This window comes from Colwellia sp. E150_009 (assembly GCF_053543955.1).
On sequence record NZ_JBHFOM010000004.1, the window covers coordinates 62,316 to 76,548 of the forward strand.

Annotated in this window: 13 protein-coding genes; 3 read left to right on the forward strand and 10 right to left on the reverse strand. The window is 36.2% G+C overall.

Translation table 11 applies throughout. The annotated features are described in order from the left end of the window. Positions 1–4: 4 nt before the first annotated feature. Positions 5–622, forward strand: coding sequence for a GNAT family N-acetyltransferase (locus ACE1OF_RS03090; RefSeq protein ID WP_448892702.1), 618 nt, complete (start codon positions 5–7; stop codon positions 620–622). A gap of 46 nt (positions 623–668) precedes the next feature. Here the strand turns inward: ACE1OF_RS03090 and ung are convergent, their stop codons facing one another. From ung to ACE1OF_RS03115, 5 genes are all read right to left on the reverse strand, one after another. After that, positions 669–1,346 (reverse strand): uracil-DNA glycosylase, encoded by a 678-nt coding sequence (gene ung / locus ACE1OF_RS03095; RefSeq protein ID WP_448892704.1) that lies wholly within the window; start codon positions 1,344–1,346, stop codon positions 669–671. Between the two features lie 10 nt (positions 1,347–1,356). Next, complete coding sequence (thrC, locus tag ACE1OF_RS03100) at positions 1,357–2,661, reverse strand: threonine synthase (protein ID WP_448892706.1); 1,305 nt, start codon at positions 2,659–2,661, stop codon at positions 1,357–1,359. Between the two features lie 54 nt (positions 2,662–2,715). Further along, complete coding sequence (thrB, locus tag ACE1OF_RS03105; protein ID WP_448892708.1) at positions 2,716–3,723, reverse strand: homoserine kinase; 1,008 nt, start codon at positions 3,721–3,723, stop codon at positions 2,716–2,718. Continuing rightward, positions 3,705–6,191 (reverse strand): bifunctional aspartate kinase/homoserine dehydrogenase I, encoded by a 2,487-nt coding sequence (gene thrA / locus ACE1OF_RS03110; protein WP_448892710.1) that lies wholly within the window; start codon positions 6,189–6,191, stop codon positions 3,705–3,707. The genes thrB and thrA overlap by 19 nt, the downstream gene beginning before the upstream one ends. A gap of 609 nt (positions 6,192–6,800) precedes the next feature. Next, positions 6,801–7,670, reverse strand: a complete 870-nt coding sequence (locus tag ACE1OF_RS03115; protein WP_448892712.1) for a LysR family transcriptional regulator — start codon at positions 7,668–7,670, stop codon at positions 6,801–6,803. Between the two features lie 101 nt (positions 7,671–7,771). Here ACE1OF_RS03115 and ACE1OF_RS03120 point away from each other — a divergent pair, with 101 nt between their 5' ends. Further along, positions 7,772–8,365, forward strand: coding sequence for a LysE family translocator (locus ACE1OF_RS03120; RefSeq protein WP_448892714.1), 594 nt, complete (start codon positions 7,772–7,774; stop codon positions 8,363–8,365). A 124-nt stretch (positions 8,366–8,489) separates the two neighbouring features. Here the strand turns inward: ACE1OF_RS03120 and ACE1OF_RS03125 are convergent, their stop codons facing one another. The 5 genes from ACE1OF_RS03125 to ACE1OF_RS03145 form a co-directional block, all read right to left on the reverse strand. After that, entirely contained in the window at positions 8,490–9,257 is a 768-nt protein-coding gene (locus ACE1OF_RS03125; RefSeq protein ID WP_448892716.1) for an EAL domain-containing protein, read from the reverse strand. Positions 9,258–9,694: 437 nt separating this feature from the next. Further along, on the reverse strand, positions 9,695–10,591 hold the full coding sequence (locus tag ACE1OF_RS03130; protein WP_448892718.1) for a TlpA family protein disulfide reductase: 897 nt from the start codon (positions 10,589–10,591) through the stop codon (positions 9,695–9,697). Positions 10,592–10,720: 129 nt separating this feature from the next. Beyond that, positions 10,721–11,095 (reverse strand): carboxymuconolactone decarboxylase family protein, encoded by a 375-nt coding sequence (locus ACE1OF_RS03135; RefSeq protein ID WP_448892720.1) that lies wholly within the window; start codon positions 11,093–11,095, stop codon positions 10,721–10,723. Between the two features lie 92 nt (positions 11,096–11,187). Further along, positions 11,188–12,006: a helix-turn-helix domain-containing protein gene (locus tag ACE1OF_RS03140; protein WP_448892722.1), complete on the reverse strand. Its 819-nt coding sequence runs from the start codon at positions 12,004–12,006 to the stop codon at positions 11,188–11,190. A 218-nt stretch (positions 12,007–12,224) separates the two neighbouring features. Continuing rightward, the gene (locus ACE1OF_RS03145; protein WP_448892724.1) at positions 12,225–13,412 is read right to left on the reverse strand and encodes a benzoate/H(+) symporter BenE family transporter; all 1,188 of its coding nucleotides are present in this window, start codon (positions 13,410–13,412) and stop codon (positions 12,225–12,227) included. 65 nt (positions 13,413–13,477) lie between these two features. Between ACE1OF_RS03145 and ACE1OF_RS03150 the strand changes: the two genes are divergently transcribed. Beyond that, a complete protein-coding gene (locus ACE1OF_RS03150) occupies positions 13,478–14,035 on the forward strand; it encodes a helix-turn-helix domain-containing protein (RefSeq protein WP_448892726.1) in 558 nt (185 codons plus the stop codon). Positions 14,036–14,233: the final 198 nt, after the last annotated feature.

Sequence of the window (14,233 nt, forward strand, 5' to 3'; positions counted from 1 at the left end):
AACTATGCCAAAACAAAAAAAAACAGAAATTAGTTATGAGAAACTAACACCAGTGTACTTCAAACGAGTTATTGAATTAGCTAATAAAGTACATGGTGATGGGTACCTCAATGAACAAAGCATGATTGATTGGGCCGCCCGAGGCATGGACAAAACAGCTAATACTTGTAGTTATGTGGCAGTACTTAAAAACAGCTTAACTCCAGAAACTGAGCATATAAAAAACGAACATCAATTAGTTGGTTTTCGTATTACGTTTACACCCGAACACTGGCACGTCGATAAATGGTGCACCCCTCAATTATGGCATGTGCCACAAAACAAATGCTGTTATTTTAAATGTAATACGGTTGATGAAAACTACCGAGGTTTAGGGATAGGGAAAAAATTACTACAACTGTCAATTAAAACCGCTAAAATGCAAGGCGCACAAGCAGGCATCGCCCATTTATGGAAACAAAGCCCTAATAATAGTGCCGTTGCCTATTTTACTCACTGTGGTGGTGAATTAATTAAGTCTCACCCAGACAAATGGAATGAAGATAGCAAACAAGGGTACAATTGTTCCCTATGCGGATACGATTGCCACTGTGAAGCCGCAGAAATGATTATTCGTTTTTAACTAGCTTACATACAGTCAGTCTCTAACTTTAAACTTTCTGCTTAAATCAAAGTGACCAATTAATCACTTTTTTACCTTTTTGCTCTAGCCAAGTATTAGCTTTTGAAAAATGCTGACAACCAAAAAAACCACGATAAGCCGATAATGGAGAAGGATGAGGACCATTTAATACCAGATGTTTTTCGTTATCAATATTACGGCCTTTCTTTTGTGCGTGAGCGCCCCATAACATAAAAACGCAGCCCTGATTATGCTGGTTAATTTGTTCAATAATTTTATCAGTAAAGGTTTCCCATCCCAATTTAGCATGAGAGTGAGCTAACCCTTGCTGTACAGTTAACACTGTATTTAACAACAATACTCCTTGCTCTGCCCATGCGGTTAAATTACCGTGGTTAGGTACAAAAAAACCATGAATATCGGCGGCCAACTCTTTATATATATTTACCAATGAAGGAGGAATTTTTACTCCCTCTTGTACAGAAAAAGCAAGTCCATGAGCCTGAATTTTGTCAAGATCCATACCATGATAAGGATCTTGGCCTAGTATTACCACATTAACGGCTTCTAAGTCAGTAAATTCAAACGCGCTAAAAACATGCTTTTCTTCTGGGAAAACCGAAATACCTTGAGCTCTTTGCTTAACAATTTCAGCTTGTAACTGGCAAAAATAATCTTGCTGTTGCTCTTGCGTAATTATTTGTTGCCAGTGTGGTTTAATCATTGTGAAAAACTTATTTTAATAAATAACAACGCAAATCAGCAAATTCACTTGTCATATCATGAGACAAAATAGGTTCACCAGCACAATCGGCTAACTCTTTCGGTAAGCCTAATGGTTGACCCAAAATACTTTCAACAACATCTTTAAATTTAGCTGGATGGGCTGTTCCTAAGAAAACCCCAAACTCTGCTTCAGTGGCACTATACTGTAACGCTTTATAAGCAACTGCAGCATGCGGTTCACTAATATAACCTAATTTACTTAAACCAATAAGGGTTGATTGTGTTTGCTCTTCATCAATAGAAACTGAACTAACACAGCCACTTTCAACAATTCCTGATTTCAGCATATGTTCTACACGTGGCCAGTTATTAGGATTGCTAACATCCATTGCATTTGAAATAGTGGCAACGGTTGTATGTGGAGTCCACTCACCTGTTTCCAAATAACGCGGCACAGTATCGTTCAAATTAGTAGCAGCAATAAAACGCTTAATAGGTGCGCCCATCGCTTTAGCAAATAAGCCCGCGGTTAAATTACCAAAATTGCCACTTGGAATAGAGAAAACAATATTACTTAAATCAGTTTTTGCACGAGAAAGCTGAGCCATGGCTTCAAAGTAATAGCAAATTTGCGCTAATAAACGGCTAATGTTAATTGAGTTGGCAGAATTTAACCCAATCGTTGTTGCTAATTCATTGTCATCAAATGATTTTTTAACCAACGCTTGGCAATCATCAAAGTCACCGTCAACCATTAACGTTTCAATATTACCCCCTAAGGTTGTAAACATTTTCTCTTGTAATAATGAAATTTTACCCTTGGGATACATAATCACTACACGGATATTATCAATACCATGAAAGGCATGAGCTACTGCAGCGCCTGTATCACCAGATGTTGCCGTTAAAATAGTTAACGGTTTTGTTTGACCTGTTGCTTTTGCATCTTTGGCAACAAATGCTTGTAAACATTTCGCCATAAAACGTGCACCAAAATCTTTAAATGCTAACGTGGGGCCATGAAATAACTCTAAAATAGCGCGTTCGTTACTGATAGGCTGTAATACCGCAGGAAAATTAAAAGCATCGGTAACAATTTCAGTTAATTCTTTTTCATTAATATCTTCTTCAACAAATGGAAGTAATATTTTTACGCTGCGCTCAACTAACGGAAGTGCTAATAGCTCGTCAATATTGTCAAACTTAGGCATTGTTTCAGGAAAAAATAGCCCCTGATTTTTACCTAAACCTTGCTTAACGGCTTGAGCAAAACTTACCCGTTCGTCATTTTCTTTTAAGTTATAAAATTTCACTGTTTATTCCTACTAATCTTAAATATATTGTTCTACTTACATATGCCAATCGAGTTAGATTTCTATCGCACCCTCGGCATCTACTTGGCAAACATGAACAAAGCCAAGGTCAGTTTGTAAATAGTTGTCTTTTAACCATAAGGCGTAATTTTGGGCTTGCTCAGCATTATCACAAATACAAAACAATGTTGGCCCTGAACCAGAAATACCAACAGCATGAGCCCCCTCAGCAATTAAATAATCATGCGCTTGCTGATATTTAGGCAATAAGTTAACTCTATAAGGCTCAGCAACTACATCGGTTAATACCGAAAAGGCTTGTACTTTATCTTGCCTATGACACGCATCAACAAAGGTTGCTAAATTTTGACCATAGCTTATCACATCTGCACGGCTATAACTTGTTGGTAATACTTCACGGGCAGCCTTTGTGGATACTTCTATTCCTGGATAAGCCATCACATAATAACAGTCATTAAAACCTGGTAATAAGCGACTAATCACTTCTGGATCAGGCACCATCAATTGTAATCCGCCTAAATAGCACGGTGCAACGTTATCATAATGCAGGCTACCACTTATTTGTGCTTCCATTTGGCCAGTCATTTTTAACAAGGTTTTTTCATCAAAACTAAAGTGATAATTTTTCGCATAAAATGCATTTAACCCTGCAAGCGCCGCAACCACGGAACAAGCACTAGAACCAAGGCCACTGCCAACGGGCATTTTTTTATCAAGTGTCATTTGCACAGGCACAATGGCTTGACCTTGTTTCAGTAAGGCTTGATTAAATAACTGCAAACATGACCAAACAATATTATCTTCTTTTGCTGTTGGTAGCTTATCTGCAAAAGCTCCCACAACCTGCAAACTACTATCAGCTTGAGCTTCTGTATTAGTTGTTATTGCCTGCTCAACACTAACAACATCACCTAACAAAGTACCATCAATCGGTTTTACCGCTAAACCTAATACATCAAAACCAACACTCACATTACCAATTGACGCGGGCGCAAAAACAGACACCTTACTTGAACTAGCCATTAGTGCTGCTGCTCCCATGATAATGTTCTTAAAATATCACCAAACACACCAGCAGCGGTTACTGCGGCACCTGCACCATAACCGCGTAACACAAATGGCAATGGTTGATAATAACGACTGTGGATTGCAAGAGCATTCTCGCCATCTTTTACACTATAGAGTGGGTGGCTAGCATCAACCGCGTCAATCGATACTTGACACTTACCATCAACAATATTGCCAATATAACGTAGCACTTTTCCTTCAGCTTTTGCTGCTTCACAACGAGCGCTTACGCTACCGTCAAGCTTTGATAAATTTTTCATAAAGGTATCAATATCACCGCTATCATCAAAATCACTCGGTAAAACTGATTCAATTTTAATGTCAGAAAGCTCTAATTGCATGCCTGATTCTCGCGCCATAATTAACAATTTTCGCGCTACATCCATACCGCTTAAGTCATCACGAGGATCAGGTTCAGTAAAACCATTTTCTTTCGCAATAGCAGTGGCTGCAGATAATGACATGCCCTCATCAAGCTTGCCAAAAATATAAGATAAAGAGCCTGACAATATACCTTCAAAACGTTCTAGTTGGTCACCCGCTTTTATCAAGCTTTGCAAAGTATCAATTACTGGTAAACCTGCACCAACGGTTGTTTCATATAAAAATCGACGATTTGTTGATTGTGCCGTACTACGTAATACTTGATAATATTCCCATGAGTCTGTATTGGCCTTTTTATTTGGTGTTACAACATGGAAACCTTCAGCAAGGTAATCAACATAGCTCATCGCAAGCGTTTCATTAGACGTTGAATCAACAAGCACTGGATTAATTAAGTGGTTGTCATTAACAAAGGCTTTAATATTTTGTGCATTCACTTCTACTGCTTTTTTGCTTTCTACCCCTTGAGCTAGTGCATCTTGCCAATTATCTAAATCAATACCCTCTTTATCAAACACCATGCCTTTTGAATTAGCGATACCATAAACTTTCAAAGCAATATTTTGCTTTTTCAAACTGGCTTGTTGACGAGAAATTTGTGCAATTAACTCACTACCCACCACACCACAACCAACCAAAAATACGTCAATGGCTGGTTTATGAGAAAAGAAATTTTGGTGACTAACTTTCATGGCAGCAGTACATTTTCTTTGTTCAATAACCACGGAAATACTGCGTTCAGACGAATCTTGCGCGATAGCAACAACATTCACTCTGGCTTGAGCTAATGAACTAAAGAATTTTGCTGCTACGCCACGTTGATGGTTCATACCATCACCCACTAATGACACAATAGATAATTCACTTTTAAGCCCAATAGGTTCAAGTAAGCCATTAAGAAGTTCTAATTCAAATTCTTCCTTCAAGCTACGTTCTGCTTGTTGCATATCAGCTGAATGAATACAAAAGCTAATACAATATTCGCTTGAAGATTGGCTAATTAATACCAAAGAAATATTTTCTCGGCTCATGGTAGCAAAAACGCGGCTTGCCATTCCCACCATACCTTTCATACCTGGCCCCGACACATTTACCATAGTTAAATCATCAAGGTTTGAGATAGCTTTTACGCGTTTTTGTTGATCATTTTCGTTAGAAATTAAAGTACCTGGCGCGTTAGGATTACTGGTGTTTTTAATGAGGCAAGGAATATGATATTGGGCGATAGGGCCAATAGTTTTAGGGTGCAATACACTCGCACCAAAATACGATAACTCCATTGCTTCTTGGTAAGACAAATAATCAAGTAATTTTGCTTCTTTGATCATGCGAGGATCAGCATTATAAACACCATCCACATCTGTCCATATTTCACAACACTCAGCTTGCATACAAACAGCAAGTACCGCTGCTGAGTAGTCAGAACCATTGCGACCTAAAGTGGTAATTCTACCTTCTTCATTATTTTTACCGATACTCATGCCAATAAAGCCAGGCATTAATGCGACTTGATTAAGTTTTTCATATTCAATTGAAAATTTTTCTTTAGAAAGTACTAAGTCTGCAACAGCATTTAATGATGAATCGCTGGTAAAAAGAAATTTTTCTGGCGAAAGTAATGAAACTTGTAGTCCTAAGGACTGTAGAACTGAATCAAGAATAGCAACACTTAAACGTTCACCAGTACTAATAATACGAGCACGAATATGATCAGGGCAATACGTTAACATTGTTGCGCCTTGCATATAACGTTGAAGTTGATGCTCATAGTTAATAAGCGCTTGCTCACAATGATGCGTATTAAATTCAGGTAAGCTCGTAGCTAAATCTTCAATAATAGTGGTAATTGCGCGTTTAAAATGTCCTAAATCCGTAATGAGTTTTGCTTCATCACTAATATTTTCAGCCATGGCAACTAAATGATTTGTAACACCTTGAGGCGCAGAAACAACGACAGCAATTTTTGAAGATTGGCTTTTATCTTTGATAATATCAGCAACTTGACGAAAACGCTCAGCCGACGCCAATGATGAGCCACCAAATTTAAGTACACGCATTTTTTTTCCCTTTCTTGAAAGCAAAAAGCTCGTAACCTTTACAGGTTACGAGCTTCGATAAAATTATTTTTTTTACACGTTAGCCAGCAACCATCATCCCATTCGGGTGGTGGTGGTAATGGTAATTTGGCTAGAGGTAATTTTCATGCCAATTAAAATGCCTGATTTACGCGGTAGTGTCAACATTTATTGCCCAACATAGATCATAATAAAAAGTTATAGGCTATGCATGTATACCCTAGTTATGTATAGAACACGCCAAAAATGTTATAAAGCACCTACTTTGATAATTAATTAACTCATACCTGTACGTGAAGTTTCCTCTCCGAACGCTAACTTTGCCACAAAACGGTTATTAATAATAACCGTATAAAACAGATTCAGATTAGTTTTTGTATCGGTAACGCAGTTTGAAGTGATAACTTTTAGTGGCTAAAATAAGTGAAACACAAACAAAAAGCCAACTATAATTTTGCCGTTGCTTAAGTACCCTGTTTGCATTCTAGTCTGGTAAAGCACAAAAAAGTTAACTAACACACTGTAATCACCTATTATTTCTTTGCTAGTAGCCAAAGGTTAAAAACATAACGTAATTTACCTATAATATTTTCATTCTAAAAAATCTAATAAACGTTTCGCACTGCTATTTTGAAAAACATTACTCGGCCAAACTGCGTATAGGGGAATCGGTTCAACTTGCCAGTTTGGTAACAATTCAACTAAAATATTACTTTTAATTTCTCTTTCGATTAAAAAATCAGGAGGAGTAGCTATACCAGCGCCATTTATACATAGCTGAGTCATAGCTTCAACACTGTTCACACAGATATTACTTGTAAAACCAATTTCACATTTTTTCCCCTCAGAATTTATTAAAGTTCTGTAATTTGGGAGCATATCTAATTTTATCCAATTCCACTTTGTTAAATCATGAGGATAGATAGGTCTTTTATTTTCTTTCCAATAATCATAAGAACAAACTAGTTTTCTATTGATTTCTCCGATTCGTTTAGACATAAGGCTACTATCATCCATTTCGCCAGCCCTAAATGCTAAATCAATGCCTTTAAGAATAAGGTCTTTCCTATTGTCGCTGTAAAATAATTTAAAATTCAAACAAGGGTGTAATTTGCTAAATTGAGATATTTTTTTACTTATCTCCGATTTGATTAAGGCGGAAGGTAGGGTAAGGGTTAAAGTACCTCTTAGCTCTTGCTTATCTGAAGTTATTTGGCTTAATCCTTGATGTGCAGCTTGGATCATATTTAAAGCATGCTGATATAACACAGTCCCTTCAGATGTTAACGACAAATGTCTAGTCGACCTGTAAATTAAAGCCGTACCTACAGATTTTTCTAATTGAGTAACTTGATAACTAACGACTGAAGGTGAAAGTTTAAGCTCTTTTGCAGCAGCTCGAAAAGAACCTTGTTTTATCGTTTCAGCAAAAATAGCTATTGATCGTAATTCATCTATCATTTGTTTTATTGTTAAAGTATTTAGAACAGTGACTCTTAATTATAGCACCTTATCCAAGTAATAAAATAGATGTATAGTTTATAAAAAATATAGGAGAAGTTATGTCGTTATTTATTGCAATGTTTTCATTTTCATTAGTTATGTCAATATCTCCAGGGCCAGTGAACATGGTTATTGTATCTTCAGGTGCAAGCTACGGAGTACGTAAAACATTTTCATTCGTTTCAGGAGGAACGATTGGTTTCACATCACTGTTGTTATTCATTGGATTAGGCTTTTCTAAAGTTATTGATTTATACCCAAGTTTTCTAAAATACTTAGCCGTTGTTGGGGCACTATTTATTGTTTATATGGGTTATTTAATTATGACATCAAAACCAGAATTAGATATGAAAGAGCAGAAACAACCAACTTTTATACAAGGGTTTCTATTGCAATGGTTAAATCCTAAAGCATGGATAGCCTGTATGGTTGGCGTTTCTTTGTTTTCCGTACCTAATAGTCATCAAGAGTTTTTAACCTTTTCATTGATCTATTTTCTAGTATGTTATTTATCTCTTTTCTCTTGGTCTGTATTAGGAAATAAAGTAGCAATACTTTTAAATAACGAGTTTAAATTAAAGCTTTTTAATCAGTTAATGGGAGGCCTTTTGATTGTGACTTCGTGTTTCTTGCTTTACTCACAATTTAATTAGATTCATCAAAAGAATCTCAAACGAGGCTATTAGAATTTTATAGATATTATTGGGTACGAACATGAGTTGCTTGATTATAGTTAAAAGTTACATCAAGCAAATAACGGCTCTGTACTGAACTTATTTACATGCCACTAAAATTGACTTTTGGTAAGTTTTCAAACTCAGGTTTTGCAAATAGATAGCCCTGCAACAATTCAATACCAGCATCTCTTAACCACTCCATTTCTTCTTTGGTTTCGATACCTTCTGCTAAAGGAGTAATATTTAGGTCGCGGAATAAATTAAGGCAACTTTTAATGATATATTGACGAGATTTATCTTGGTCAATGTTACGAATAAGCCCCATATCTAATTTTATGATATTTGTCTGAAAGTCTGCCAACAAGCCCAAACCTGCATAGCCCGATCCAAAATCATCAATTGCCGTCTTAAACCCTAATTTGTCGTAATACTCAATTATATTCTTAATGAATTTCGTATCATCAATCTTCTCAACCTCAGTAAATTCAAACATGATTTTATCGATAGGGAAGTTATATTTTTTTGCGGCTTCTAAAGTTGTACGGATACATCTTTCCGGTTTGTAAATTGCATTTGGCAGAAAGTTAATACTGAGCATGGATTCAAGTTTGAGTTTTGATGCTAGTTTTATTGCTTTTATGCGGCAAAGCTGGTCAAAAAGATAACGATTGTCGTCGTTTACTTTAGATATAATAGAATAAGCAGATTCGTTTTTTAGACCGCGCACCAATGCTTCATATCCAAATATCTGTTTTGTTTTGCAGTTGATTATAGGCTGAAAAGCCATTGTAAAATCAAAATCAAGACTATTTTTATCCGCGCAATTATCACACGAGAACCTATCGTAGATTACTAGTTTGTTAGTCACAATACAGCCCTTATTTGTAATAGCTAAAACTTCTCAGAAATATTGTACTGAAAATGCATTATAAAATATATCATAAAGAACTTTAGCCTAATTTCCAGTAAACGCACTAAGTGATCTGTAATAATTAGAGTTCCCCAATGCAGCCGAATCCCCCTTTGCCGACTCAGGTTATGTCGGTTTTGATTATATATCACCTTTTATTGCACTTACTAACGAACGCGCAAAATTTAGTATCAGTGGCTTTCGTATCGAAGCGAGTAAAGAGCCTATTGGCTTCAAAGCTCACTACCTAATAGATAACAATACCGATATGATGGTGTTGGAACCTACAGAAATTTATAACGAAACTGATCACGTTTTTTCTGGCGCTCGTCATCGCAATTCCCCATCAGTGTATTAACTTAATTTAAGGTAGTTACACAGATTTTATTACAGGGTCATTTTTTAAAAAGCTTTGTTATTTCATTACCCGTAATCTTTTTGGTCACCTTACCGTCTTCAATTCTAATAATTGTTGGAATGCTTCTAATATTGAAATAAGTAAATAGCACTCCATTCGTATCAATGTCGAATGGGAGTTTTATATTGTATAGTTGAGTGAAATCTGTAAGTGCTTTTTTATCAGTCCATAAATGATTAACAAAGCCATGCCACTCCTTAATTTCTGATTTATCGTAAAGTTTAGTAATATTTGACTGGACTTCCTTACATTCATTCGCCATTTCAGGTCTTGAGTTTTCTAAATACCAATCACACCACGTAGCAGTAAAGAACAACGTATGGTTTCCTTCTTTCCAAGGCTTAATAATGTTTTTCTTTTCTTCTGCTGTAATTACCTTGCTGTCTTCACCTGCAAGCTTACTTCCATTTGCCAGCTTATCGATAAAGGTATCAAGTACATTATTTGACTCATGTGTTGTGTATACAATTTTATTATTGGTATTTATGAGTACGCTAAATGGTGTACCTACTAAACCAAGAGCCTCACTTAGCTTGCCTTCTTTGTCTAAAAGAACAGGCATTGTTAATCCATTTTTAGTAACAACATCATCAATATATTTCATATTCTCATTTATATTGATGTTAACGGCGAAAATATTAATTTTGTCACCGTATTTTTCTTGAATACGTTGAAAATGAGGCATTTGTTCCATGCATGGCTTACACCATGTAGCCCAAAGCTTTATGTAAATAGGCTTAGATTCGTTAAACATTGATAAGTTAACTACTTTGTTAGACCTAAAATCTGTTAATTCAATTTGCTTAAATTCGCTTGCTATCACTGGAAACAAAAAGGCCATTTGTATAGCCATAAAATAAAAAAACACTTTCATATTCGTTCTCACTTTTGGTGTTTGTTGTACATAATAAAATATCCTAATAAACTAAATTAACTTTATTCTTTATACGCTAAAGTAATGTAACCTGAGCTCGGCTTGATGTAGTTTTTATAATGATATCTACTATTTTAATTCAGGCTGAAAAAGAAAGCCGGCCGAGATACGGTTCCAGCTATTAATTTGTAAAATTATACTTGTCAGCTCCATAAACACTTTTTCTCCAAAAGCATTTTTTGCTGCCAAAAAGTCAGCATTGTCAATTCGCAAACTAGCCAATAATGTTAATGCTTCTGCCCAAGCTAATGCTGCTCTCTCATCTGAAGAGAAACAAGACAACTCTCGCCAAGCAGGTAAAACATCTAATCTTGCTTGTGTTTCCCCATCCTTACGAGCTTCTTCTGAATGCATGTGTTGACAATAACCACATCCATTTAACTGAGATACGCGTAGTTTAACTAAGTCTTGTAATTTCTTGGGTAAGGCTGTGCTTTCTGGCACCTCACCTAACGCAGTTAGATGAGCAACAAGGTGGGGGTAATGTTAGATTGCATAGTGTTCTCCTAAAGTTAAGATAAGCACTTTAGTAGAATCTAAAATATGTTATTGGAAATTTGCGACAACTTACGTTTTCTATACTGTAATGGTGTTTCTAAAGTATGCTCGCGAAATGCATTGGTGAAATGTGCTTGGTCAAAATACCCACAATCTAGCCCAATAGCTGCTATGGTATTTGAAGTGGACATTAATTTCTGTCTGGCACTACGTATTTGTGCATAGCAATATAATTGACTTGGCGTTGTTCCTAGGTACTTTCGAGCATATCTTTGCAACGTGCGATTGCCTACCCCACTGTGTTCTGCAATTTTTAGAGGCGACAAAACATTTTCAAAAGCTTGAATAAAAAGTGTATTCAATTTATTAATACGGGGAGAAGCTCGACAGACTAAATTTATTAACCAATCCTGCAATAAGTGCTGTTGCTCAATCATATTTAATGTAGGTAATGTGTTTAATAACAAATTAATGTGAATTTTGTGTGTAAAATCTAAATCAGTAAAATCAACATCAATATCCCTAATTTCGCTTACATCTAATCCCAAAAGCTCAAAGGCTGCTCCGGGCTTAAATCTTATACTGACATACGTATTCAACATATCCCAACGCTTCATCATTACCTGAGTGTTATTAAGAAAACTAACGCTGGCATTATTCTCACTAACAGTAAAAGTAAGGCTAGTACCTGCGTCGGGGTAAAGTTTTTCTTCAATAAAGCGTTCAGAGCTCTTTCTTCCATCCATCAACCAAAAGCACTGCACCCATCTGGCAATAAAAGCAGGTGGCTCTATTATTGTTAAGCCCATTGTGCGGAAATTGGTAGGGAGAATATAATCTAAATTATTATTTTTCATTTAGTTGCCCTGTTAGCAAAAATAACATACTCGCATTTCATCCCCCAGCATTATATAGATTGCGTTTTTGAATATCTAATATCAACTTTGCTAATAAAATTACTTTTAATTAACTAATAATGACTGGCTGCTACGGTGGTCCAATAGTCTGTCATATTGATATAAAATCAGGCAGGAAGTGTCTGACTCCTGCAAGATTATGCCTGCCACTAGTTAGTTCAAATATAGCTAGGTTTCTTTAGTAACCTTTGAACAAGTAGCGTTATAGTACCTGCAATTAACCCCCACAATACTGAACTAATATCCCATAACGTCAAGTTTGAAGCGGTTACAAGAAAAGTAATTATTGCCGCTTCTGACATCTTATCCTCAGATAGTGCCTGTTTAATGCTACTATTAATCGTCGTAAATAAAGCTATACCAGCTAATGAATAGATGAGTGCATTCGGTAATAATGCAAAGGCTTCCATCAAGTATCCAGCAGAAATTGCCATCAATATATAAAACCCACCCCCAGAGATTGCTGCCCAGTAACGCTTTTCAGGGTTTTTATCAACATCTTCAGTCATACAAATTGCTGCAGTTATTGCCGCTAGATTTATTGCATAACCACCAAAAGGGGCAGCAAACATATTAACAAAGCCTGTAACACTCAATACTGACGATACGGGCGCTTTATAATTATGTGCTTTTAATACGGCAATACCAGGCAAATTTTGTGCTGCCATAGTAACAAGAAATAAAGGCACGCCAACACCGAGTATTGCAGAGATATTAAACTCTGGTGAAATATACCTAAATTCACTTAGCTGCCAAGATAAACCTCTAAAGGTAATTAAATTGAGGTGCCACGCAAGTGAAATACTAATTACCAGCACTAACAACATGGTAAATTTAGGAAATAATCGCCTACCTACTAAATAAGTAAAAAACATGGCTATTACCAGTAATGGCTCATCATTCATTTGGTTAAAAACATCAACGCCAAAATTAACCAAAATTCCACCCAACATTGCTGAAGCAAGCTGAAATGGTAGCTTATTCATTAATTTTTCGAACCAACCAGTAATACCGCACAAGAAAATTAACAATGCTGAGAACATGAACCCTGCTATTGCTTCATTAACATTAAAATGTTGAGTGTTTGCAATAAGTAATGCCGCTCCAGGCGTTGACCAAGCAACCAATATTGGCACACGATAATAAAAGGATAAAGCAATAGAAGTAAACCCCATTGATAACCCTAAAGTTAATATCCAACTGGATGCAAGACTTGCATCACCTCCTAAATTGACAACTGTTTGATAGATTAAAGCGACGGAGCTAGCAAACCCAATAATAACTGCAAGCAACCCTGCAACCGACGCACTTATTATCTGATTGACTAATATACCTTTTATCCTCATAATACCCCCAGCGTGCGTTATAGCGCACAGCGTACCATCATACGTTATAACGCACAAGAGAAGTCATGAATATAAATGTCAACAATGCAATAGGTTCTCAACTCAAATTGGCGAGAACCAATAAGGGTTGGAGCCTTGATGTTGCAAGTAAGAAAACGGATGTTTCAAAGGCAATGCTAGGACAAATTGAAAGAGGCGAGTCAAGCCCAACAGTGGCGCGTTTATGGAATATAGCCACAGGTTTTGATTTACCATTGAGCTATTTTTTCCTAGCTATTGAGGGGGATGACTTACCTCAAAATATATTTAATAATGAGGTTGGCATATCCATTTCTACTTTATTTCCATTTGATTTAGAAACAAAAAGTGAAGTTTTTTCCTTAACTTTAGCACCACTACATCAGCAAATTTCAGCACCGCATAATAATGGAGTAATTGAGCAAATCTTAGTAATTGAGGGAGAGATTGAATATCTTTTGAATGGTCATTGGCACCATTTAAGTAAAGGTGACGTTGTAAAATTTAATGCAAACCAAAAGCATGGCTATCGTAATCTGTCAGAAAGCAAGGCTATATTTCATAATATTATTTATTATACAAGAGAGGATAAACCTTCAGTTTAAATTAAAATCATACCAATACCATTACGAGAGTGACTGCTACAGTAGCTTCTGCAAACTCACAGTGGACGGCGGTCATTATTTGCTAGATAACAACTCAGAGTCTAAAGCGGTTTAAAATGATGCATAAGAATCACTTCAACTGATAGTAGCAATGATACGAAAGCAAATATTTTTGCTGTTATGATAGAAATACATTAT

Excerpts from the sequence above, each read along its gene's own strand:
- ACE1OF_RS03090 (WP_448892702.1), top strand. The coding sequence starts at position 5 with ATGCCAAAACAAAAAAAAACAGAAATTAGTTATGAGAAACTAACACCA.
- ung (WP_448892704.1), bottom strand. The coding sequence starts at position 1,346 with ATGATTAAACCACACTGGCAACAAATAATTACGCAAGAGCAACAGCAA.
- thrB (WP_448892708.1), bottom strand. The coding sequence starts at position 3,723 with ATGGGAGCAGCAGCACTAATGGCTAGTTCAAGTAAGGTGTCTGTTTTT.
- thrA (WP_448892710.1), bottom strand. The coding sequence starts at position 6,191 with ATGCGTGTACTTAAATTTGGTGGCTCATCATTGGCGTCGGCTGAGCGT.
- ACE1OF_RS03115 (WP_448892712.1), bottom strand. The coding sequence starts at position 7,670 with ATGATAGATGAATTACGATCAATAGCTATTTTTGCTGAAACGATAAAA.
- ACE1OF_RS03120 (WP_448892714.1), top strand. The coding sequence starts at position 7,772 with ATGTCGTTATTTATTGCAATGTTTTCATTTTCATTAGTTATGTCAATA.
- ACE1OF_RS03130 (WP_448892718.1), bottom strand. The coding sequence starts at position 10,591 with ATGAAAGTGTTTTTTTATTTTATGGCTATACAAATGGCCTTTTTGTTT.
- ACE1OF_RS03140 (WP_448892722.1), bottom strand. The coding sequence starts at position 12,006 with ATGAAAAATAATAATTTAGATTATATTCTCCCTACCAATTTCCGCACA.
- ACE1OF_RS03145 (WP_448892724.1), bottom strand. The coding sequence starts at position 13,412 with ATGAGGATAAAAGGTATATTAGTCAATCAGATAATAAGTGCGTCGGTT.
- ACE1OF_RS03150 (WP_448892726.1), top strand. The coding sequence starts at position 13,478 with ATGAATATAAATGTCAACAATGCAATAGGTTCTCAACTCAAATTGGCG.